Source organism: Streptomyces sp. PA03-3a (genome assembly GCF_033792735.1).
Lineage (GTDB): Bacteria > Actinomycetota > Actinomycetes > Streptomycetales > Streptomycetaceae > Actinacidiphila.
Window position 1 is genome coordinate 64,935 of the sequence record NZ_JARAVM010000031.1, and the last position, 18,927, is coordinate 83,861.

At 73.1% G+C, this 18,927-nt stretch carries 22 protein-coding genes and 1 riboswitch; of the genes, 9 read left to right on the top strand and 13 right to left on the bottom strand.

What is annotated here, in order from left to right:
* Positions 1-106 precede the first annotated feature (106 nt).
* Complete coding sequence (locus PV342_RS31085; RefSeq protein WP_026250622.1) at positions 107-1,135, top strand: 6-phosphofructokinase; 1,029 nt, start codon at positions 107-109, stop codon at positions 1,133-1,135.
* 131 nt (positions 1,136-1,266) lie between these two features.
* Complete coding sequence (locus tag PV342_RS31090; RefSeq protein WP_386989198.1) at positions 1,267-1,929, top strand: uridine kinase family protein; 663 nt, start codon at positions 1,267-1,269, stop codon at positions 1,927-1,929.
* A gap of 16 nt (positions 1,930-1,945) precedes the next feature.
* Here PV342_RS31090 and PV342_RS31095 read toward each other — a convergent pair whose 3' ends face one another.
* The 5 genes from PV342_RS31095 to erm all read right to left on the bottom strand — a co-directional run bounded on the left by PV342_RS31095 (position 1,946) and on the right by erm (position 5,793).
* Positions 1,946-2,269 carry a hypothetical protein gene (locus PV342_RS31095; RefSeq protein ID WP_400802990.1) on the bottom strand — a complete coding sequence of 108 codons (324 nt, stop codon included), beginning with the start codon at positions 2,267-2,269 and terminating at the stop codon, positions 1,946-1,948.
* 208 nt (positions 2,270-2,477) lie between these two features.
* Complete coding sequence (locus PV342_RS31100; protein WP_400802993.1) at positions 2,478-4,421, bottom strand: anthranilate synthase family protein; 1,944 nt, start codon at positions 4,419-4,421, stop codon at positions 2,478-2,480.
* A 99-nt stretch (positions 4,422-4,520) separates the two neighbouring features.
* Positions 4,521-4,580: a trp operon leader peptide gene (locus PV342_RS31105; protein ID WP_494400582.1), complete on the bottom strand. Its 60-nt coding sequence runs from the start codon at positions 4,578-4,580 to the stop codon at positions 4,521-4,523.
* Between the two features lie 42 nt (positions 4,581-4,622).
* Entirely contained in the window at positions 4,623-5,006 is a 384-nt protein-coding gene (locus PV342_RS31110; protein WP_400802996.1) for a hypothetical protein, read from the bottom strand.
* 34 nt (positions 5,007-5,040) lie between these two features.
* Positions 5,041-5,793, bottom strand: coding sequence for a 23S ribosomal RNA methyltransferase Erm (gene erm, locus PV342_RS31115; RefSeq protein ID WP_386989207.1), 753 nt, complete (start codon positions 5,791-5,793; stop codon positions 5,041-5,043).
* Positions 5,794-6,047: 254 nt separating this feature from the next.
* Here erm and PV342_RS31120 point away from each other — a divergent pair, with 254 nt between their 5' ends.
* Positions 6,048-6,572 (top strand): anthrone oxygenase family protein, encoded by a 525-nt coding sequence (locus PV342_RS31120; RefSeq protein ID WP_500319564.1) that lies wholly within the window; start codon positions 6,048-6,050, stop codon positions 6,570-6,572.
* On the opposite strand, the gene PV342_RS31125 is transcribed toward PV342_RS31120, so the two are convergent.
* Positions 6,523-7,041 (bottom strand): hypothetical protein, encoded by a 519-nt coding sequence (locus PV342_RS31125; protein ID WP_400803003.1) that lies wholly within the window; start codon positions 7,039-7,041, stop codon positions 6,523-6,525. The two genes, PV342_RS31120 and PV342_RS31125, sit on opposite strands and share 50 nt — an antisense overlap.
* Before the next feature lie 280 nt (positions 7,042-7,321).
* On the opposite strand from PV342_RS31125, the gene PV342_RS31130 reads away from it, so the two are divergent.
* Together PV342_RS31130 and PV342_RS31135 are read left to right on the top strand one after the other, a co-directional pair.
* Positions 7,322-8,671, top strand: coding sequence for a class II 3-deoxy-7-phosphoheptulonate synthase (locus PV342_RS31130; protein ID WP_391577211.1), 1,350 nt, complete (start codon positions 7,322-7,324; stop codon positions 8,669-8,671).
* Positions 8,672-8,816: 145 nt separating this feature from the next.
* Positions 8,817-9,122, top strand: a complete 306-nt coding sequence (locus tag PV342_RS31135) for a (2Fe-2S)-binding protein (RefSeq protein ID WP_392605462.1) — start codon at positions 8,817-8,819, stop codon at positions 9,120-9,122.
* Between the two features lie 19 nt (positions 9,123-9,141).
* Here PV342_RS31135 and bfr read toward each other — a convergent pair whose 3' ends face one another.
* Entirely contained in the window at positions 9,142-9,621 is a 480-nt protein-coding gene (gene bfr, locus PV342_RS31140; RefSeq protein WP_391577209.1) for a bacterioferritin, read from the bottom strand.
* 161 nt (positions 9,622-9,782) lie between these two features.
* Between bfr and PV342_RS31145 the strand changes: the two genes are divergently transcribed.
* Positions 9,783-10,397 (top strand): sulfite oxidase-like oxidoreductase, encoded by a 615-nt coding sequence (locus PV342_RS31145; RefSeq protein ID WP_018557080.1) that lies wholly within the window; start codon positions 9,783-9,785, stop codon positions 10,395-10,397.
* Positions 10,398-10,418: 21 nt separating this feature from the next.
* Here PV342_RS31145 and PV342_RS31150 read toward each other — a convergent pair whose 3' ends face one another.
* The 6 genes from PV342_RS31150 to thiO all read right to left on the bottom strand — a co-directional run bounded on the left by PV342_RS31150 (position 10,419) and on the right by thiO (position 16,167).
* Complete coding sequence (locus PV342_RS31150; protein ID WP_500319567.1) at positions 10,419-10,940, bottom strand: DUF4396 domain-containing protein; 522 nt, start codon at positions 10,938-10,940, stop codon at positions 10,419-10,421.
* A gap of 91 nt (positions 10,941-11,031) precedes the next feature.
* Positions 11,032-11,934: a deoxyribonuclease IV gene (locus PV342_RS31155; protein WP_400803013.1), complete on the bottom strand. Its 903-nt coding sequence runs from the start codon at positions 11,932-11,934 to the stop codon at positions 11,032-11,034.
* Positions 11,922-13,823 carry a Stk1 family PASTA domain-containing Ser/Thr kinase gene (pknB, locus tag PV342_RS31160; RefSeq protein ID WP_500319569.1) on the bottom strand — a complete coding sequence of 634 codons (1,902 nt, stop codon included), beginning with the start codon at positions 13,821-13,823 and terminating at the stop codon, positions 11,922-11,924. Before pknB ends, PV342_RS31155 begins: the two co-directional genes overlap by 13 nt.
* Positions 13,824-13,995: 172 nt before the next feature.
* Positions 13,996-14,799, bottom strand: coding sequence for a thiazole synthase (locus PV342_RS31165; protein ID WP_386989229.1), 804 nt, complete (start codon positions 14,797-14,799; stop codon positions 13,996-13,998).
* 4 nt (positions 14,800-14,803) lie between these two features.
* Entirely contained in the window at positions 14,804-15,022 is a 219-nt protein-coding gene (gene thiS / locus PV342_RS31170) for a sulfur carrier protein ThiS (protein ID WP_018557085.1), read from the bottom strand.
* On the bottom strand, positions 15,019-16,167 hold the full coding sequence (gene thiO / locus PV342_RS31175) for a glycine oxidase ThiO (protein ID WP_018557086.1): 1,149 nt from the start codon (positions 16,165-16,167) through the stop codon (positions 15,019-15,021). Before thiO ends, thiS begins: the two co-directional genes overlap by 4 nt.
* A riboswitch (TPP riboswitch) is annotated at positions 16,163-16,276 on the bottom strand. It overlaps the preceding gene by 5 nt.
* Before the next feature lie 82 nt (positions 16,277-16,358).
* On the opposite strand from thiO, the gene PV342_RS31180 reads away from it, so the two are divergent.
* The 3 genes from PV342_RS31180 to thiE all read left to right on the top strand — a co-directional run bounded on the left by PV342_RS31180 (position 16,359) and on the right by thiE (position 18,803).
* Positions 16,359-17,564, top strand: coding sequence for an NAD(P)/FAD-dependent oxidoreductase (locus tag PV342_RS31180; protein ID WP_018557087.1), 1,206 nt, complete (start codon positions 16,359-16,361; stop codon positions 17,562-17,564).
* 121 nt (positions 17,565-17,685) lie between these two features.
* The gene (locus PV342_RS31185; RefSeq protein WP_018557088.1) at positions 17,686-18,051 is read left to right on the top strand and encodes an Rv2175c family DNA-binding protein; all 366 of its coding nucleotides are present in this window, start codon (positions 17,686-17,688) and stop codon (positions 18,049-18,051) included.
* A 47-nt stretch (positions 18,052-18,098) separates the two neighbouring features.
* Positions 18,099-18,803, top strand: coding sequence for a thiamine phosphate synthase (thiE, locus tag PV342_RS31190; RefSeq protein WP_500319573.1), 705 nt, complete (start codon positions 18,099-18,101; stop codon positions 18,801-18,803).
* Positions 18,804-18,927 lie beyond the last annotated feature (124 nt).

Consider the following 18,927-nt stretch of genomic DNA (forward strand, 5'->3'; position numbering starts at 1 on the left):
TCCCCGTGGCGCAAAGGATTTCATCGAACGGCCCATCCCACCTGTGACGCCGGTCACGCTAGCGTCGTGGGCGCAGGCAAAAGGTGCGAACGGGAAGGGATGGATCATGCGAGTTGGCGTGCTGACCGGCGGCGGAGACTGCCCCGGGCTCAACGCGGTCATCCGTGCCATCGTGCGCAAGGGTGTCCAGGAGTACGGATACGAGTTCACCGGTTTCAGGGACGGGTGGCACGGCCCCCTCGAGGGCGACACCGTGCCGCTGGACATCCCGGCGGTCCGCGGCATCCTCCCGCGCGGCGGCACGATCCTCGGCTCGTCGCGCACGAACCCGCTCAAGGCGGAGAACGGCGTGCGCCGCGTCAAGGAGAACCTGGCCAAGTACGAGGTCGACGCCCTCGTCGCGATCGGCGGCGAGGACACCCTCGGTGTCGCCACCGCCCTGTCGGACGAGTACGGCGTCCCCTGCGTCGGCGTGCCCAAGACCATCGACAACGACCTGGCGGCCACCGACTACACCTTCGGTTTCGACACCGCCGTCAACATCGCCACCGAGGCGATCGACCGCCTCCACACCACCGCCGAGTCGCACATGCGCGTCCTCGTCGTCGAGGTGATGGGCCGCCACGCCGGCTGGATCGCCCTGCACTCCGGCCTCGCCGGCGGTGCCAACGCCATCCTCATCCCCGAGCAGCGCTTCGACCTCGACCAGGTCTGCGCCTGGGTGGAGAGCCGCTTCAAGATCCGCTACGCGCCCATCGTCGTGGTCGCCGAGGGCGCCATGCCGAAGGACGGCGACATGGTGCTCAAGGACCAGACGCTCGACTCCTTCGGCCACGTGAGGCTTTCCGGCGTCGGCGAGTGGCTGGCCAAGGAGATCGAGCGGCGCACCGGCAAGGAGGCCCGCACCACCGTGCTCGGCCACGTCCAGCGCGGCGGCACCCCCAGCGCATTCGACCGCTGGCTCGCGACCCGTTTCGGCCTGCACGCCATCGACGCGGTCCGCGACCAGGACTGGGGCAAGATGGTCGCCCTGCGCGGCACGGAGATCGTCCGCGTCCCGCTCCGCGACGCGACGACCCAGCTCAAAACGGTCGACCCCCGGCTCTACACGGAGGCCGGAGTCTTCTTCGGGTAAACACGGCGTTTCCTCGGCGCCGTCTGCGCTTTCCCCGCTTGCCATGGGCGATCACGCGGCCGTACATTCCCTGCACCCGGCTTGTCCGGCCGCTTCGTCTATCCCCCTTGAGCACATGAGGAGCGCCCGGAATGACGGGTGTACTGGCGGTCGCAGGCGGCACCGCATCCGGCAAGTCCACCCTTGCCGAGGCCCTGTCGCTGCAGTGTCCCGAGAGCATCGCACTGGTCCATCTGGACGACTACTACGTGCCCGCGCACGATCCCCTCAGGGGCGTGTGGACGGTCAGCGCCGGCGGGCACGCCGTCCTCGACTGGAACCATCCCGGCTCCATCGACGAGGCCGCCGTCAGCGCCGCGATCGACATGGCGCTGGCCCGGCCCGGCGTCCGCCTGGTGGTGGTCGAGGGACTCTTCGCCCTGACCCTGCCGTCGGTGCGGGAACGCGCGGACTGGCGGGTGTACGTGGACGCCCCCGACGACGTCCGGCTGGCCCGCAAGATCCTCCGCAAGATCGAGGTCCAGCGGCAGGACCCGCGGCTGTCCCTGCTGAACTATCTGCAGAGCGGCCGGGACCGGCACGTCGCCCATGTCGCGCCCTCCCGGGCGGTGGCCGACCTGGTGGTGGACGGCACGCACGAGGGCCCGGAGATGCTGGCGGCGGTGCTGGGCCTCGTCGGCCCGCTCCTGTCGGCTGTTCCCGACCCCTTGTCCGATCCCGTCCCCGCCGCCCGCCCCCGCCGTGCCCGCGCGGTCACCCCGCGGACGCACCAGCTTCCCGCGGCGGCGGTCTGACCGCCGGGGGCGCCTGTCAGATGGCGAGGACGTGGACGTGCGCCCGGTCGCCCTCGTACTCCACCGTTGCCTCCAGGCAGCCCGCCCGCCCGGCGTGCACGCCTTCGTCCGGTTCGACATGGAAGCAGGCGTCGGCGGCGCACCGGCTCTCCCGCCGCAGTCGTGGGAAGGCGTCGAGCAGACGTTCCTCGGCGCCTTCCCGCGGCATGCGGAAGTCGATCTCGCGGTCCCGGTGGTTGAGGTTGCCGCTGCCGGTGCAGGCGACGTCGGTGGCCCCGGCGGGGACGGTCCCGCCCGCGTACCGCCCCAACCTGCCCGCAGTCTCGGTGTGCGTCGCCACGGCCTAGGCGAGGAAGGACCCGGGCGGGACGGGCAGCACGACGAGCGAGAGCAGGAGCATCAGGGGCATGACCGCCGCGACCCGGGCCCAGTCCGTGCGGGAGGGAACGGGTTCGCGTGGACTCCAAGTTCCGGTCCAGATTTCTTGAACGCGTTCACGAGGCGCGGCGCGGAGCCGGACGGCGACGCCCGGCCCCGAGCGTCCGTCGCTACCCGGCGACCGTCACCCCCGCCAGGAGCTCCGCCACGATCGCCGTGCCGCCCAGGGTGAGCACCGACTCCGGGTGGAACTGGACGCCCGCGAAGCCCGGGCCGCGCATCGCGTGGACGTCGCCCGTCACCGGGTCGCGGCTCAGCTCGACCTGGTGCATGGCCAGTTCCTCCGCCGTCGCGTCGTCGCAGCGGGCGGTGAAGGAGTTGTAGAACCCCACGGTCTCGGCCCGCCCGAACAGGTCGATCGCTGTCTGGGCGCCCTGGAAGGGGACGTCCTTGCGGACGATGTCGAGGCCGAGTTCGGCGGCGATCAGTTCGTGGCCGAGGCAGACCCCGAGCAGGCCGTGCCGGTGGCCGCGGACGAGCTCGGCGGTGAGCCCGCGCAGCAGCGCCATCTTGGGGTCGCCGGTGTCGGACGGGTCGCCGGGGCCCGGGCCGAGGACGACCGGGCCGAGGTGGGCGAGGGCGGCCTGACGCAGCCCCGGCTCGTCGAAGCGGCGCACGGTGACCTCCAGCCCGGACGACCGCAGTACGTGCGCGAGCATCGCGGTGAAGGTGTCCTCGGCGTCCACCACGAGGGCGTGCCCGGACAGCGTGCGGGGCTGCTCGGCGGTCCGCATCCGCAGCCAGAACGGCGCCAGGTTCCTGCGGCGCCCGTCCAGCGCGGCCCGCACCCGGATGTCGTCGCCGAGCCGCGGCCGGTCCGCCGCCGGGCCCCGCTCCGGTCCGGGCCGGACCCCCAGCGCCGCCAGCACGGCCGCCGCCTTGGCGTGCGTCTCGGCGACCTCCGCGTACGGGTCGGAGCGGCGTACCAGCGTCGCGCCCACCGGGACCTTCAGGCCGCCCGCGGCGTCGACGTCGGCCGTGCGGATCAGGATGGGGGAGTCCAGGGTCTGCGCGCCGCCCGCGTCCCGCCCGATCAGCGCGAGGGCGCCCGCGTAGTAGCCGCGGCCTCCCGGCTCGTGGCGTTCGATCACCCGGCAGGCGTTCTGCACCGGCGAGCCGGTGACCGTCGCGGCGAACATCGTCTCGCGCAGGACGTCCCGCACGTCCATGGTGCTGCGGCCGCGCAGCTCGTACTCGGTGTGCGCCAGGTGCGCCATCTCCTTCAGGCGCGGGCCGACGACGACACCGCCGAGGTCGCCGACGGTGCACATCATCTTGAGTTCCTCGTCGACCACCATCGTCAGCTCCTCCACCTCCTTCGCGTCCCGCAGGAAGGCGAGCAGCCCCTCCGCGTCCGGCCCCTGCGCGGGGTAGCGGTAGGTGCCGCTGATGGGGTTCATGACGACCGTGCCGCCGGCCATCCGCACGTGCACCTCGGGGCTCGCGCCGACCAGGGTCCGCTCGGGGGTGCGCACCACGAACGTCCAGTAGGCGCCGCGCTCGCCGTCGAGCAGCCTGCGGAACAGCGCGAGCGCGTCCGCCGCCGCGAACCCCGGGATCTCGCCGCGAAAGGTGCGCCGGATGACGAAGTTCGCGCCCTCGCCGCGCCCGATCTCGTCCTCGATGACGCGCTCCACGATCCCGGCGTACGTGTCGTCGTCGACGTCGAAAGCCCCGCCCTCGACACGCACCGCGTGCGCGGGCAGGGCCGCCATGAGCTCGGGCAGCGGCAGCTCGTACGTCTCCAGGGGGCGGAGCACGAGCAGCGGCGTCCCGTCGTCCCGCACGTCGAAGCCGCGCTCCCTGATCTGCCGGTACGGCACCAGCGCCAGCGCGTCGAGCGCGGGCCGGGCCCCCTCGGGGGCGCCGGTGGGCAGCGCGATGTCGGTCAGCCGCTCGGCCGTCCCGACCGGGCCGAGCAGCACTTCCACGCTGTCCGCGGCGCATCCCGGCGCTCTGCGCCTGAGCAGCGCGAACGGTGGGCACGCGGGGTCCAGCAGCCGTTCGACGAGCGCGGCGGCAAAGGGCGCGGTGCTGGGGTCGTGGTTCTCCACGGCGGTTCCTTCCGGTCTTCGGCGAGGGAAGGGACGGCCGCAGAAACACCGAAGGCCGCCCCTCGGGCGGCCTGAGCGTCTGGCTGTGCGTACGCGCTGCTAGTGGGCCGCCGGATCCGCGGTCCACCACCACTGCAGGTGCGTCTGCTGTGCGTACATGCTCCGCACCCTAACGCATGCGCCCACGATGCGACGGGTGTCTCACGCCTCGGGGCATCGCGGGGACGTACGGCCCCGGTGCTCTCTCTCCCGGCCGGGTGCGCTGCCGGCGTCGAAGGCCTGTATGCCGCGCAACTCCGCGGGCCTTGGGCCGAGCAGCAGTGCGCCGTCGCAGCGAAAGCAGAGGGCGACCTCGAAGAGGACCTCGTGGGCGCTGTGGGCGCGGAGCCCGTAGCCCGGCACGAAGCACCGGGCGCGCTCGCCCTCCGGCACTTCGCCGACCAGGCCGAGGACGCTCCGCGCCTCGTCCTCGACCCAGACGTCGATCGTGTCCCCTGGCACGGTGCGCGGCCGGGGGACCACGTCAGCGGTGATGCTCACGGCCTGGACGCACTGGATCGGCGCGGCGGCGACGGGGAGCAGCATGCGCACAGCATGGCCGCTTCCCGGCCGGCTCACCTCACCGCACCAGTCGCCACAGGGACGCCCACTGAGCTGCCGTGAGGTCCTTGGGCAGGGCGTACGGCGGCACTCGCTCGGCGCGGAGCCAGTCGCGTAGTGCCGCACGGTCGAAGTGGCCCGTGCGGGCGAGGACTTCGCGCAGGCCGCGACCCGGGCCGGTGAACACCCGCTGGACGAACGCCTGATACGCGTGGCGGTCACCGGGGACGAGGGACTCCGGGCGCCGGGTCATGGTGAGCAGGCCGCCGTCGACGGAGGGCGCCGGGCGGAAGGCGCGCGCCGGGACGCGGGAGTGGAGGGCGAAGTCGTACCAGGGCCACCAGGAGGCGGTGAGCATGGTGGCGCCGCCGATGCCCGCACGGCGGCGGGCGACCTCCCACTGGACGAGCAGCACCGCGGAATCCCACCGGTCGGCGGCCAGGACGCGCCGCATGATGGTGGTCGTCAGATGGAAGGGCAGGTTGCCGACGATCACGTGCGGTTCGCGCGGGAAGCGGTAGCGCAGGACGTCGGTGTTGACGACGTGCGCGCCGCGCGGGAGCCGCCGCTGGAGGCGCTGTGCGCGCCGGGGGTCGATCTCCACCGCCGTGAGGGGGCGGCCGGTGCGGCTGAGGGGGAGGGTCAGCGCGCCGTCGCCGGGGCCGATCTCGACGATGGGCCCGCTGGTGGCGGCGACGAGGGCCTCGATGGAGGCGATGACCGTGCGGTCGGTGAGGAAGTTCTGGCCGAGCTCGTGTCGGCCACCCACCATGGACCGGTGGTGAGGCATGGGTGTGCACTCCGCGACATAAGAGGTTCCGACGATGGACCCGATGCCGCGGCGAAGAGCGCCGCGGCTATGCCCGGCGCAGCCTGATGTAGTAGGTGCAACCCATGTGCGGCACGGTATCCCGGTCCCGTTCGGTTCCGCACGAGGTTTTTCCGCGTGGTCCCTGTGGACGCTCGCGTATGGGGTGGAGCGTTCGGGCCATGTTCCGTCTCACGCGGCGCGGCTTCACTGAACGCATGACTTTCCGAGACGCCGTCCTCGTCGCCGCCACCGTCGCCGTCGGTCTCATGGCCGGGCTGTTCTTCGCCTTCTCCGTCGCTGTCATGCCGGGTCTCGCCAAGGCGGCCGACCGCACACTCGTCGACGCGATGCAGCGCATCAACGCCGCCATCCAGAACGGCTGGTTCCTGCTGGTCTTCGGCGGCTCGCTGCTGCTGTGCGCCGGCGCCGTGGTGCTCTGGCTGCGGGACGGAGGCCGCGGACCGCTCCCGTGGGTGATCGCCGCGACCGTGCTCTACCTGGCGGTGCTCGCCGTCACCTTCGGCGTCAGCATCCCGCTGAACGACCGGCTGGACGCGGCGGGCGACCCCGGCGGCCTCGCCGACGCCGCCGGTGTGCGCGAGCGGTTCGAGGCGGCCTGGGTCCGCTGGAACCTGGTGCGCACGCTCCTGTGCACGGGCGCGCTGGGCTGCCTGGGGTGGGCGCTCGTCCTCAGCGGCCGGGCCGCGGCGGAAGCGGCGATTCGCACAGGGCGCATGTGAAGTCGCCGTCCTTGACCAGGTTGCGCTCGCCGCACCGCGGGCAGTGCCGGAAGACGACCGCCTGGGTGAACCACCGGGGGCGGGCGAGGCCCGCGTGGTCGAGGGCCTCCGCCAGGGGCGGCCAGGACGCCTCCGGGTCGGGACAGTAGCCGGTCGACTGGTTGCTGACCTCGGTCACCTCCCCTCCACCGTCCACGCCCGCGGCGAACGTGATCTCCCCCGCGGCCAGCACGGGGCCGCCACCGGCGCACGCCACGTGCTCGCTGCGGCGCGGTGCCAGGAGGAGGGTGCCGGTCAGGTCGACGACGTAGGTGAACGGCTCCTCGCGCTCGGCCAATCCGGTGCCGTCCAGCCACACCCGGAGGTCGTCCGGTGACCGCACCGCCCGGCCCGTCGCGCCGGGCCGCACCACGGCGGCGCGGATGTCGGCCGGTCCGACGTATGTGAACGCCTCGGACGGCGTCGGCATGGCGGCGGCCCCCCTTCCGCGGTGGCTGCGGTGCGCGGGGCAGCCTACGCCCCGGCCGGTGGGCGTCTCACTGGGTGGACCCGGCGGCAGGCGCACGGGCCGGACCCGCTGTCACCGGGCGCCGGGCGGCGCCGGCGCAAGGGCCCTGGAAGGGCACGCCGTCCGCGCCCCGGAGGCCCGCCCGGGGTGGGCCGGAGGGGGCTCCGCCGGGGTCACCCGGTCGTCTCATCCTCTGGTCCGGTGCGCAAAGGAACGGACACGACCCCGTAATGTGGGCTTCGTGACCGTGAACGCTGAAACCCACGCCGGGCGCCAGACCTGGCGCTCACTGCCCGCGGCGCAGCAGCCTGAGTACCCCGACCCCGAGGCTCTGCGCGAAGTGATCGCGGACCTCGAGTCGTATCCGCCGCTCGTCTTCGCAGGCGAGTGCGACCAGCTGCGCGACCGCCTGGGGGCCGTGGCCCGTGGTGAGGCGTTCCTGCTGCAGGGCGGTGACTGTGCCGAGGCCTTCGACCAGATCGGCGCCGACCAGATCCGCAGCAAGCTGAAGACGCTGCTGCAGATGGGCGCCGTCCTCACCTACGCCGCGTCCGTGCCGGTCGTGAAGGTGGGCCGGATCGCCGGCCAGTACAGCAAGCCGCGTTCGAAGCCGACGGAGACCCGGGACGGGGTGACCCTCCCCACCTACCGCGGTGACTCGGTCAACGGCTTCGAGTTCACCGAGGCGGCCCGTGTGCCGGACCCGGAGCGGCTGAAGCGCCTGTACAACGCGTCCGCCGCGACGCTCAACCTGGTGCGTGCCTTCACCACCGGCGGTTACGCCGACCTGCGGCAGGTGCACGCCTGGAACCAGGACTTCGTCAGGTCCTCGCCGTCCGGGCAGCGCTACGAGGCCCTCGCCCGGGAGATCGACGGCGCGCTGAACTTCATGCACGCCTGCGGCGCGGACCCGGAGGAGTTCAAGACCGTCGAGTTCTACGCCTCCCACGAGGCGCTGCTGCTCGACTACGAGTCGGCGCTGACCCGCGTGGACTCGCGCACCGGCCGGCTGTACGACGTATCCGGCCACATGGTCTGGATCGGCGAGCGCACCCGTCAGCTCGACCACGCGCACATCGAGTTCGCCTCGAAGATCCGCAACCCGATCGGTGTGAAGCTCGGCCCGACGACCACGCCCGAGGAGGCGCTGGCGCTGATCGACCGGCTGGACCCGGACCGCGAGCCCGGCCGGCTGACCTTCATCACGCGCATGGGCGCGGGCAAGGTGCGCGAGCTGCTGCCGAACCTGGTGGAGAAGGTCACCGCCTCGGGCGCGCAGGTCGCCTGGGTCTGCGACCCGATGCACGGCAACACCTTCGAGGCGGCCTCGGGCCACAAGACGCGCCGTTTCGACGACGTGCTCGACGAGGTCAAGGGCTTCTTCGAGGTGCACCACGGCCTCGGCACCCACCCCGGCGGCATCCACGTGGAGCTCACCGGCGACGACGTGACCGAGTGCGTGGGCGGCGGCGACGAGATCTTCGTCGACGACCTGCACCAGCGCTACGAGACGGCCTGCGACCCGCGGCTCAACCGCAGCCAGTCCCTCGACCTGGCCTTCCTGGTGGCGGAGATGTACCGCGGCCAGTAGCGGCGGCCGTCCCGTCACGGACATCGCGGACCTTGAGAGGGGTGCGGATCACATCGATCCGCGCCCCTCGTCGGTTTTCAGCCACTCCACCGGCGGGGTAAGGTTAGGTTAACCTCAGGCCGGGATCGAGAGAGGGGAGAACCGCGTGTACGTCTGCTCGTGCTTCGGCATCACCGAAGAGCAGGTCAAGCAGCATGCGGACGCCGGCCGCTGCACCCCTCGCCAGATCGCCTCCGCCTGCAAGGCGGGCACGGACTGCGGTTCCTGCGTGCGCCGGATACAGGCGCTTCTCGGCCGCGGCGAGGGCTGTGCCACTCGTACGAAGCTCGACAGGGTGAACCCCGGCACGCCCGCGGCGCCCGCCGCCCCCGCGCCGGCCTCCCTGCCGGTCCCGCCGGCGCTGCCGGTGCCGGTGACGGCTCCGCTGCCCGCGGCCGCCGGCGCCGCCTGAACGGCCGAGGCCCGGCCGCTCAGCTGTCGGGCTGCTCGATGAGCTGCGCGATGTACAGCGGTTCCCCGAGCTTCTCGATGAGTTCGAGCTGGGTGTCGAGGTAGTCGATGTGGTGCTCCTCGTCGGCGAGGATGTCCTCGAAGATGTTGGCCGACGTGATGTCGCCCTTCGCCCGCATGACCTCGATGCCGCGCCGGAGGCGGTCGATCGCCTCGACCTCGACCTGTCGGTCGGCCTGGAACATCTCGGTGACGGTCTGCCCCACCCGGACGTGGAAGAGCCGCTGGTAGTTCGGCAGTCCCTCGAGGAACAGGATGCGGTCGGTCAGCACCTCGGCGTGCTTCATCTCGTCGAAGGACTCGTGCCGCGTGTACGTGGCGAGCTTCGTCCAGCCGAGGTTCTCCTGCATCTTGGCGTGCAGGAAGTACTGGTTGATCGCCGTCAGCTCGCCCGTCAGCTGCTCGTTCAGGAACTCGATGACCTCGGGGTCGCCCTGCATGGCAAGCCCGTCCTTTCGGGAGGAATCCACACGATGGGCGCATCTTCGCACCGCCGGTGGAAGCGATCCAGTAAGTTCACACTTACTCCGCTGACCCGGGTTGTCGTACTTTGCCCAGGTGCTGGTCGGTAGCACTGCATCAGGTCTGTCACCATGGACGCATGGGTCAGTCCGAACGCCGCGAAGGGGAGCTTCCTCCCGGGCAGCGGCTCCAGCGGGGCTGGCCGGTCACCCACTACGGTCCGGTGCCCAGGTTCAAGCCCGAGCGGTGGGAGTTCCAGGTCTTCGGCGCCACGGCGGACGGCGGCAAGCGCGCCTGGGGTCATGAGGAGTTCGCCGCGCTGCCGTACACCACGGTCATGGGCGACTTCCACTGCGTGACCAGGTTCAGCATGCTCGGGGTCGAGTGGGGCGGCGTCTCCGCTGCCGAGATCCTGCGGCTGGCGCCGCCCGCGCCCGACGTCACGCACGTCATGGTGTGGGCCGAGTACGGCTTCAGTTCCAACCTGCGGCTGGCGGACTTCGCGGACCCTCAGTCGATATTCGCGACCCACCGCGGCGGAGAGCCGCTGACCGCGGAGCACGGCTTCCCGGTCCGGCTGATCGTGCCCCGCCTCTACGCCTGGAAGGGTCCCAAGTGGGTCCGGGGCGTGGAGTACATGACCTCCGACCGCCGCGGCTTCTGGGAGGAGCGCGGCTACCACAACATCGGCGACCCCTGGAGCGAGCAGCGCTACTCGTACCAGGAGGAGCCCGGCGACGGGCCGGAGTTGTAGCCGCCGGGCCCTGCCGCGAGGTCAGTGGTATCCGTGCACGACCGCGTGGCCCTTGCCGCGGCCGATCATCCACTTGTTGACGGGTGTGGTCACCAGGAAGGCGACCACGAAGGCCAGCGCAAGGCTGAGCCAGAACAGCGCGTCCGACAGCGTCGCGTCCATCGCGCCCGGGAACAGCAGGATCGTCCCGTTGTCCGCGATCTCCATGAAGACGATCGAGACGGTGTCGGCGGCGAGCGCCACCCGCACGGCGCTGCGCAGGTCGAGACCGGCGCGCAGCACGCCGCGCATGGTGAGCGAGTAGCCGAAGACGAAGGCCAGCACGATCGCCAGGGCCATCGTCGGGACGTTGTGCCAGCCGAGGGCCGTGCCGATCAGCATGCCGAGGACCTCACCGATCGCACAGCCGGTGAGGCAGTGCAGCGTGGCCTGGACGGCGGTGCCCCAGGAGGCCGGGCCGCCGGCCTGTCCGCCGCCGTGGTGCGCGGTGCCGGGGTGCGCGGTGCCGTGGTGGTCGTGGTGGGAGTGCTCGACGTGCTGCATCCTGTGTCCCCCAGGGATGAGTGCGGGTGTCGCCGTGCCCTGTCGCCCTCCTCAACGGTATACCCCCCCGGGGTATTCCCGCGCGTACGGGTCAGGCCGGGCGCAGCGACTTCAGCACGGCCAAGTCGGTGGCCATCCCGGTGCCCTTGGGGCCGCCGTTCGGCGTCTCCACGATCAATGGCACGCCCTCCGTCGCGGGGTGCCGGAACAGCTCCCCGAAGGCTGCGGCGCCGATGTGACCGGCGCCGATGTTCTCGTGGCGGTCCTTGTGGGCGCCGGCGACGTCCTTGGAGTCGTTGGCGTGGATCAGCTTCAGCCGCCCCTCGCCGACCGTCGCCACCAGCTCGTCCAGCGTCGCCTTGACCCCGCCGGGCGCCGCGAGGTCGTGCCCGGCCGCGAACACATGGCAGGTGTCCAGGCAGACGCCCAGCCGCGGGTGGTGGTCCAGCGCGTCGAAGTACGGGCCCAGGTCCTCCACGAGCGAGCAGAGCGAGAACCCCTGGCCCGCGGTCGGCTCCAGCAGCAGCCACGGGTCGTCGTCGTGCGTCAGCTCCTCCAGCAGCGGCAGCATCCGCTCCCGCACCTGCGCCAGCGCCGTGGCCCTGGAACGGCCGCCGGTCGCCGACCCGGTGTGCACGACCGTGCCCAGCGCTCCGATCGCCCGCCCCCGGCGCAGCGAGTGGCGCAGCGAGTCGGCCGAGTGGTCGACGGTCGCCGCGGTGTGCGAGCCGAAGTTGATCAGGTACGGCGCGTGGACGTACGCGGGGACGCCCCGCGTGGCGCAGTGCTCGCGGAACTCCTCGTCCTGCCGCGCACTGCCGGGCGGGGTAGCCCACCCGCGGGGGTTGGCGACGAAGACCTGCACGGTCTCGGCACCCATCCGCGCGGCCTCCGCCAGCCCGGTGGCGGCCAGACCGCCGGCCACCGCGACATGGCCGCCGACGGGGTTGCGGAGCGCGGCGGCGCCGCTCCCTGATGTGGCTATCGCACCCACAGTGTGATCGTGCTGCCCTTCGGTGCCTCGGTGCCGCCGGCGGGCGACTGGTTGTTGACCTGGCCGGTGAAGAAGAACTGGATGACGCGGACGTCGAAGCCCGCGGCCTCCAGTCTCGCTTTCGCCTCGTCGACGTCCAAGCCTTCCACGTCCGGCACCCCGATCATCTCCTGGCCCTTGGAGACCGTCAGCGTGACCGTGTCCCCGGCCGCCAGCCGCGTGTTCGCGCCGGGTGTCTGCCGGGCGACCGCGCCCTCGTCCGCCTGGTCGGAGAAGACCCGCCGTGGGTCCACCTTCACCCGAAGGCCGGCCTCCTCCAGCTGCGCTCGGGCGTCCGCCAGCGGCTGCCCGAGCAGGTCGGGGGCGTCGACCGGCACGCCCTTGCTCACCACCAGCGACACGGCCGAGTCCGGCCGCCGGCCGGCGCCCGAGCCGGGGTCGGTGGAGATGACCCGGCCCTGCGGCACCTCGTCGCTGAACTCCCGGGACACGGTTCCCGGGCTCAGGCCCGCGGCCTTCAGCCGACGCCTGGCCTCGGCCAGCTCCTCGCCCACGACGCCGGGGACCGTCACCCGCTCCGGGCCCTTGGACACGGTGATCGTCACCGTGCCGTTGTCCCGGATGCGCTCGCCGGTACCCGGGTCGGTGGAGGCCACCTTTCCCCTGGTCATGGTCGGGTCGAAGGCCTCGACGACCTCGACCCGCAGCCCGGCGTCGCGCAGCTGGCGCTCAGCCTGCGCCTGCGGCAGCCCGACGACGGCGGGGGTCCTGGTGAACTGCCCGTCGTTGATGTACCAGATGCCCGCGCCGACCCCGAGGATCAACAGCAGGGTCGTCACGACCGCGATCACCCCGGGACGCCGCCGGGACCGCGACGCCGGCCGGGAGCCCACCCGGGGCTGCTGCCGGGTCGGCTCGGGCGACAGCTCCAGGCGCGCGGTGCGGTGCACCACCGTCGTCGGTTCCTCGGAACCGGCAGATGCGGCCTGCGCCGGAGCGGGGGTGCGTGCGGCCGGCGGCATCAGGTCCAGCTGCTCGGGCGTCATGCCCTGGCGTACCGCGTGCAGCCGCCTCAGCAGCTCCGCGGCGTCGGCCGGACGCCGCGCGGCGACGCGCGCCGTGGCCTCGGCCACCAGCGCGTCCAGCTGCGGGGGCAGCCCGGGGGAGGCGGCGGACGGGGCGGGCACGTCCTCGTTCACCACCTGGCGGATCACCTGGACGGGATTTCTGCCGCGGTGCGGCTTGGCGCCGGTGAGCATCTCGTAGAGCAGCACCCCGCAGGCGTACACATCGGTGCGTTCGTCGGTCGTGAGGTTCTCGACCTGCTCCGGCGCCATGTACGAGACCGTGCCCAGCACCCCGCTGGTGGAGGTGTCCGTGTGCGTGCCCGCGATCCTGACCAGGCCGAAGTCCGCCACCTTGACGCGGCCGTCGTCCCCTATGAGGACGTTCTCCGGCTTCATGTCGCGGTGCACCAGCCCCGCCCGGTGCGCCGCGCCGAGCGCGGCCAGCACGGGTTCCAGGATGTCCAGCGCGGCGCGGGCCGGCAGCGCGCCGCGGTCGCGCAGCACGTCGCGGAGGGTGCACCCGGCGATGTACTCCATGGCCAGGTAGACGTAGGTCCCGTCGGTGCCCTGGTCGTAGACCTGCACCACATTGGGATGGTCGAGGCGGGCGACGGTCTTCGCCTCGCGGATGAAGCGCTCCACGAAGCCGGGCTCGGCGGAGAGGGCGGGGTGCATGACCTTCAGGGCGAGCAGCCGGTCCAGGCGGGTGTCCAGCGCCCGGTAGACCGTCGCCATGCCGCCGACCGCGATCCGGGACTCCACCCGGTAGCGGCCGTCGAGCGTCTGCCCGACGAGCGGGTCCCGAAGCGTCGTCCTGTCCACGAAGGTGCAGTTTACGGTGCCGACATGACCCTTCTGGGCTAACGCGCCCAGGTTGTACCCCACCCGTGCGGTACCGCAACCGCCCCGTGACCCCGCGGCGGGGGTCTCCCGTTCGGGCGCGGCCCCGGCCCGGGGGTTCCACGCAGGTCGCGGCCGCGCGCCGGGCCGCCGGTCAGGGGGCGCCGAAGGCGGGCCGCTCCGGGTCGAACGTGGCGAGGCCCGCAGCGGGAGAGGACGCGGTCGCGTGGTGGCGGCGGGGGATGCGTCCCGCCCGGTACGCCAGGCGCCCGGCCTCGACGGCGTGCCGCATCGCCTCCGCCATGAGCACCGGTTCCCTCGCTCGGGTGACGGCGGAGGCCAGCATGACGGCCGCGCACCCCAGCTCCATCGCCAGAGCGGCGTCCGAGGCCGTGCCCGCCCCCGCGTCCAGGACCACCGGCACCGTCGCCCGTTCGACGATCAGCTCGAAGTTGTGCGGGTTGCGGATGCCGAGCCCCGATCCGATGGGCGAGCCCAGCGGCATGATCGCCGCGCAGCCCACGTCCTCCAGCTTCCGGGCGAGCACCGGGTCGTCGTTCGTGTACGGCAGCACCGTGAAGCCGTCGTCCACGAGGGTCTCGGCCGCGTCCAGCAGCTCCACCGGGTCGGGCAGCAGGGTGCGCTCGTCGGCGATCACCTCCAGCTTCACCCAGTCCGTGCCCAGCGCCTCCCGCGCCAGGCGGGCGGTGAGCACGGCCTCGCCGGCGGTGTAGCAGCCGGCGGTGTTCGGCAGCACGCGGATGCCGTGCCGGGCGAGCACGGTCAGCACGGAGCCCTTGACCGTCGGGTCCAGCCGCCGCATGGCGACCGTGGTCAGCTCGGTGCCGGAGGCGAGCAGCGCCTGCTCCATGACCTCCAGGCTGGGCGCACCGCCCGTGCCCATGATCAGCCGGGAGTCGAAGGTGGTGCCGCCGATGGTCAGCGGGTCGTCGGCCATGGGTTCAGCCTCCCTGGACTGCAGTGAGGACCTCGACGCGGTCACCGTCGCGCAGCGGTGTCGCCGGCCACTGCGCGCGGGGGACGACGGTCTCGTTGAGCGCGGCCGCCACCCCGGACGGGGCGGCGGTCAGGGTCGCGACGAGGCCGCCGAGGGTGACGCCCTCGGCGACCTCGCGCGCCTCGCCGTTGACGGAGACGGAGAGAAGGACGGGCGCGGTCATGCGTGCTGCTCCTGGAGGGCGAAACGGTCGGGGGAGAAGGGCCGGGCCTGCGCGGGGACCTCCGAGCCGGTGAGGACCTCGGCCATCACGTCGCCGGTCAGCGGGGTCAGCAGCACGCCGTTGCGGTGGTGGCCGGTGGCGAGCACCAGTCCGTCCAGCGCGCCGCGGCCGAGCAGCGGGGCGTTGTCGGGGGTGCCGGGGCGCAGCCCCGCCTGCGTCCCGGTCAGCGGGAGTTCGGTGATGCCGGGGAGCAACTCGTGGGCGTCGCGCAGCAGTTCGTACACCCCGCCGGCGGTGACGGTGGTGTCCCAGCCCATCTCCTCACTGGTGGCGCCGACGACCAGTTCGCCGTTCTCGCGCGGCACCAGGTAGACGTGGCCGCCGCGCACCACGGCCCGTACCGTCCGCGACAGGAACGGCGCGTACGCCGGCGGCACCCGCAGCCGCAGCACCTGCCCCTTCACCGGCCGTACGGGCGGCAGCACCCGTGCGGGCAGCCCCTCGATCCGGCCGCTGAGGCTGCCGGCCGCCAGCACCACCTGCCCGGCGGCGATCCGGGTGCCGTCCTCCAGGACGACCCCGTGCGCGCGGTCGCCCGCGACCTCCACCCGCGCCACCCGCGACCGGTGGAACTCCACCCCGGACAGCTCGCAGGCGCGCACCAGCGCCGCCGCCAGCCGCCGCGGGTCGACCTGGTGGTCGCCGTCGACCCGCAGCCCGCCATGCACGCCGGGGGCGAGCATGGGCTCCAGCCGGCGGCACTCGCGGCCGCCGAGCCACTCCGAGGCCAGACCCAAGGACTGCTGGAAGGCGTGGAGTTCGCGCAGCTGCGCGCGGTCGTCGGCGTCGAGGGCGACGGCGAGGGTGCCGCAGGTGCGGTACCCGACGTCGAGCCCCGTGGTCTCCTCCAGCTCGGCCACGAAGGACGGATAGCGCCGCGCCGCCGCGAGGTTGAGCTCCAGCAGCGCCTGCTCGCCGTACTGCACCTCCGTCACGGGGGCCAGCATCCCCGCGGCCACCTGGGCGGCCCCGCCGCCCGGTTCGGGGTCCGCGACCGCCGTGCGCAGGCCGCGCCGGCGGGCCCGCCACGCGGTGACCAGTCCGATGATCCCGCCGCCGATCACGACGACGTCATGACGGTGCATGATGTCCCGCTCCTCCCTTCGCCGGCATGACCCGGATCAGGTTCGTACGGTCGGCGGCCGCTTCAGCCGCCCTCTCAGCCCGGTGCGCCGGGCTCCCGCGAGTGCTCCCGACCCACCTTAGTACGCACCATCCGCGGCGAGTAGGGCACCGGTACCGGCGGGCGGCGCCCCCGCGGCGTTACGGTGATCGCGTGACCACCAGCAGCGAGCAGCGCGTCGTCGTCGTAGGGGCCGGGATGGCCGGGGTGCAGACCGCCGTGTCCCTGCGCGAGCAGGGGTGGGGCGGGACGATCACGCTGATCGGCGCGGAGCGGCACGCCCCCTACGACCGGCCGCCACTGTCCAAGGGCGTGCTCTTCGGCGCCGAGGAGGGCCCGGCGCTGGACGTCGACTTCGCCGGCATCGGCGTCGAGCTGCTGCTCGGGCGGCACGCGACCGCCCTGAGCGTCGGCGAACGGGAGGTCCTCACCGACGGCGGCCCGGTCGCGTACGACAAGCTCGTGCTGGCCAGCGGCGCCGAGCCCGTCATGCTCCCCGGCAGCGAGGGCACGCCGGGCGTGCACGTGCTGCGCACGTTGGACGACGCCACCGCGCTGCGCCCGGTGCTGGAGGGCCGGAACCGGGTCGTGGTGGTCGGCGCGGGCTGGATCGGCGCCGAGTTCGCCACCGCGGCACGTCATGCCGGGTGCGAGGTGACCGTCGTCGAGGCGGCCGACCGCCCGCTCGCCGGGGTGCTGCCCGCGCACATCGCCGAGCGGATGCGCGGCTGGTACGCGGAGGAGGGCGTCGAGCTGCGCACCGGCGCGGTCGTCTCCTCCGTCGAGCCGGGCGCGGTGCGGCTGGCCGACGGCAGCGTGCTCGCCGCCGAGGCGGTCGTCATCGGGATCGGCGCCCGGCCGGCCACCGGATGGCTGGCCGGTTCCGGGGTCGAGCTGGGGCCGGACCGCTCGGTCCTCGCCGACGACCGGCTGCGCACCTCGGTGCCGGAGGTGTACGCCGTGGGGGACTGCGCGTCCTTCCCGTCGGCGCGGTACGGGGAGCGGCTGCTGATCCACCACTGGGACAACGCGGTGCAGGGGCCGCGCACGGCCGCCGCGAACATCCTGGGCGGCGACGAGCCCTACGACCCCGTCCCCTACTTCTGGTCGGAGCAGTTCGGGCGTTTCGTGCAGTACGCCGGACACCACGTCGACTCCGACCACATGCTGCTGCGCGGCGACCCCGACGGCACCGCCTGGTCGGTGCTGTGGCTGCGCGACGGCCAACTGGTCGCCCTGTTCGCCGTCGGACGGCCCCGCGACCTGGCGCAGGCCCGCAAGCTCATCGCGCGCGGCGCCCGCCTCGACGAGACCCTGGCCGCCGACCCGGCGGTCCAGTTGCGGGCCGCGGTCGTCTGAGCCGCGGGCCGTGCCGGACGGGCCGCCGCGGCGTCGGCGGGGCGTAGCGGACCCGTCAGGACGGAGCAACGGGGGGCGTGAGCGGTTCCATGGTGTCGGTCCGGGATGGCACGCTTGTCCTGTGACCGAGATCGACGCAAAGATTGACTCCCTCGTCCCCTCCTGGCTGTACGTCCCCGACGTCGCCGAACGCCTGGGCGTGGAGGTGACCCGGGTCCGCCAGTTCATCAAGGAGGGCCAGCTCATCGCCGTGCGCCGCGGTGAGAACCGGGCGCTGATGATCCCCGCCGACTTCATCGGCGAGGAGAAGATCGTCAAGGGCCTCGTGGGCACCCTCACCGTCCTCAAGGACGACGGGTTCAGCGACGAAGAGGCCCTGGAGTGGCTGTTCACCCCGGACGAGAGCCTGCCCGGCACCCCCGTCCAGGCGCTGCGCGAGAACCGCGGCACCGAGGTGAAGCGGCGCGCCCAGGCGCTCGCCGTCTGACCGCACGACCCGCCACCGACGCAGCCAACCGAGGGGGTCCCGCCCGCATGAGCACGCGTACGAGCACGAGCGGCAGTACGAGCACCAGCACGAGCAGCGCCACCCGCGCCCAGCTCGCCGATGCCAGGCTCTACCTGTGCACGGACGCGCGCCGGAGCCGCGGCGGCCTGGCGGAGTTCGCGGCCTTCGCGGACGCCGTGCTGGCCGCCGGGGTGGACGTCATCCAGCTGCGCGACAAGGGTCTGGAGGCCCGTGAGGAGCTCAAGTACCTCGCGGTCCTCGCGGAGGAGTGCGGCCGCCACGGCAGGCTGCTCGCGGTGAACGACCGCGCCGACGTGGCGCACGCCGCGGGGGCGGACGTCCTGCACCTGGGCCAGGGCGACCTGCCCGTGCCGGCCGCCCGCGCGATCCTCGGCGACGAGGTGATCATCGGGCGATCCTGCCACTCCGAGGACGAGGCGGCCGCGGCCGCCGCGGAGCCCGGTGCGGACTACTTCTGCACCGGGCCGGTCTGGCCCACCCCGACCAAGCCGGGCCGGCCCGCGCCCGGACTCGGCCTGGTCCGGTACGCCGCGGGGCTGGGCACGGACCGGCCGTGGTTCGCGATCGGCGGGATCGACCTGGCCAATGTGGAGCAGGTGCTCGACGCCGGGGCCCGCCGGATCGTGGTCGTACGGGCCGTGACGGAGGCGGAGGACCCGGGTGCCGCGGCGGCCGAGCTGGCCAGGCGGGTGCGCGCGTACGACGAGTGAGCGAGGCCCTGGCGGGTGCCCGCGCCGGCCGGGTGGCGTACGGCTGCCCGGCGCCCCGCGGGGCCGTCTCGCGCCGCGAGCGCTGAATGTCCAAGGGGTGGACATTTGGGCGTCGCCTGTTGGG

What these genes read in the sequence shown, in the direction of transcription:
- PV342_RS31085 (WP_026250622.1), top strand. Translation starts at nt 107, where the DNA reads ATGCGAGTTGGCGTGCTGACCGGCGGCGGAGACTGCCCCGGGCTCAAC.
- PV342_RS31090 (WP_386989198.1), top strand. Translation starts at nt 1,267, where the DNA reads ATGACGGGTGTACTGGCGGTCGCAGGCGGCACCGCATCCGGCAAGTCC.
- PV342_RS31110 (WP_400802996.1), bottom strand. Translation starts at nt 5,006, where the DNA reads ATGCTGCTCCCCGTCGCCGCCGCGCCGATCCAGTGCGTCCAGGCCGTG.
- erm (WP_386989207.1), bottom strand. Translation starts at nt 5,793, where the DNA reads ATGGTGGGTGGCCGACACGAGCTCGGCCAGAACTTCCTCACCGACCGC.
- PV342_RS31120 (WP_500319564.1), top strand. Translation starts at nt 6,048, where the DNA reads ATGACTTTCCGAGACGCCGTCCTCGTCGCCGCCACCGTCGCCGTCGGT.
- PV342_RS31125 (WP_400803003.1), bottom strand. Translation starts at nt 7,041, where the DNA reads ATGCCGACGCCGTCCGAGGCGTTCACATACGTCGGACCGGCCGACATC.
- bfr (WP_391577209.1), bottom strand. Translation starts at nt 9,621, where the DNA reads ATGCAGGGCGACCCCGAGGTCATCGAGTTCCTGAACGAGCAGCTGACG.
- PV342_RS31145 (WP_018557080.1), top strand. Translation starts at nt 9,783, where the DNA reads ATGGGTCAGTCCGAACGCCGCGAAGGGGAGCTTCCTCCCGGGCAGCGG.
- PV342_RS31150 (WP_500319567.1), bottom strand. Translation starts at nt 10,940, where the DNA reads ATGCAGCACGTCGAGCACTCCCACCACGACCACCACGGCACCGCGCAC.
- PV342_RS31165 (WP_386989229.1), bottom strand. Translation starts at nt 14,799, where the DNA reads ATGGCCGACGACCCGCTGACCATCGGCGGCACCACCTTCGACTCCCGG.
- thiS (WP_018557085.1), bottom strand. Translation starts at nt 15,022, where the DNA reads ATGACCGCGCCCGTCCTTCTCTCCGTCTCCGTCAACGGCGAGGCGCGC.
- thiO (WP_018557086.1), bottom strand. Translation starts at nt 16,167, where the DNA reads ATGCACCGTCATGACGTCGTCGTGATCGGCGGCGGGATCATCGGACTG.
- thiE (WP_500319573.1), top strand. Translation starts at nt 18,099, where the DNA reads ATGAGCACGCGTACGAGCACGAGCGGCAGTACGAGCACCAGCACGAGC.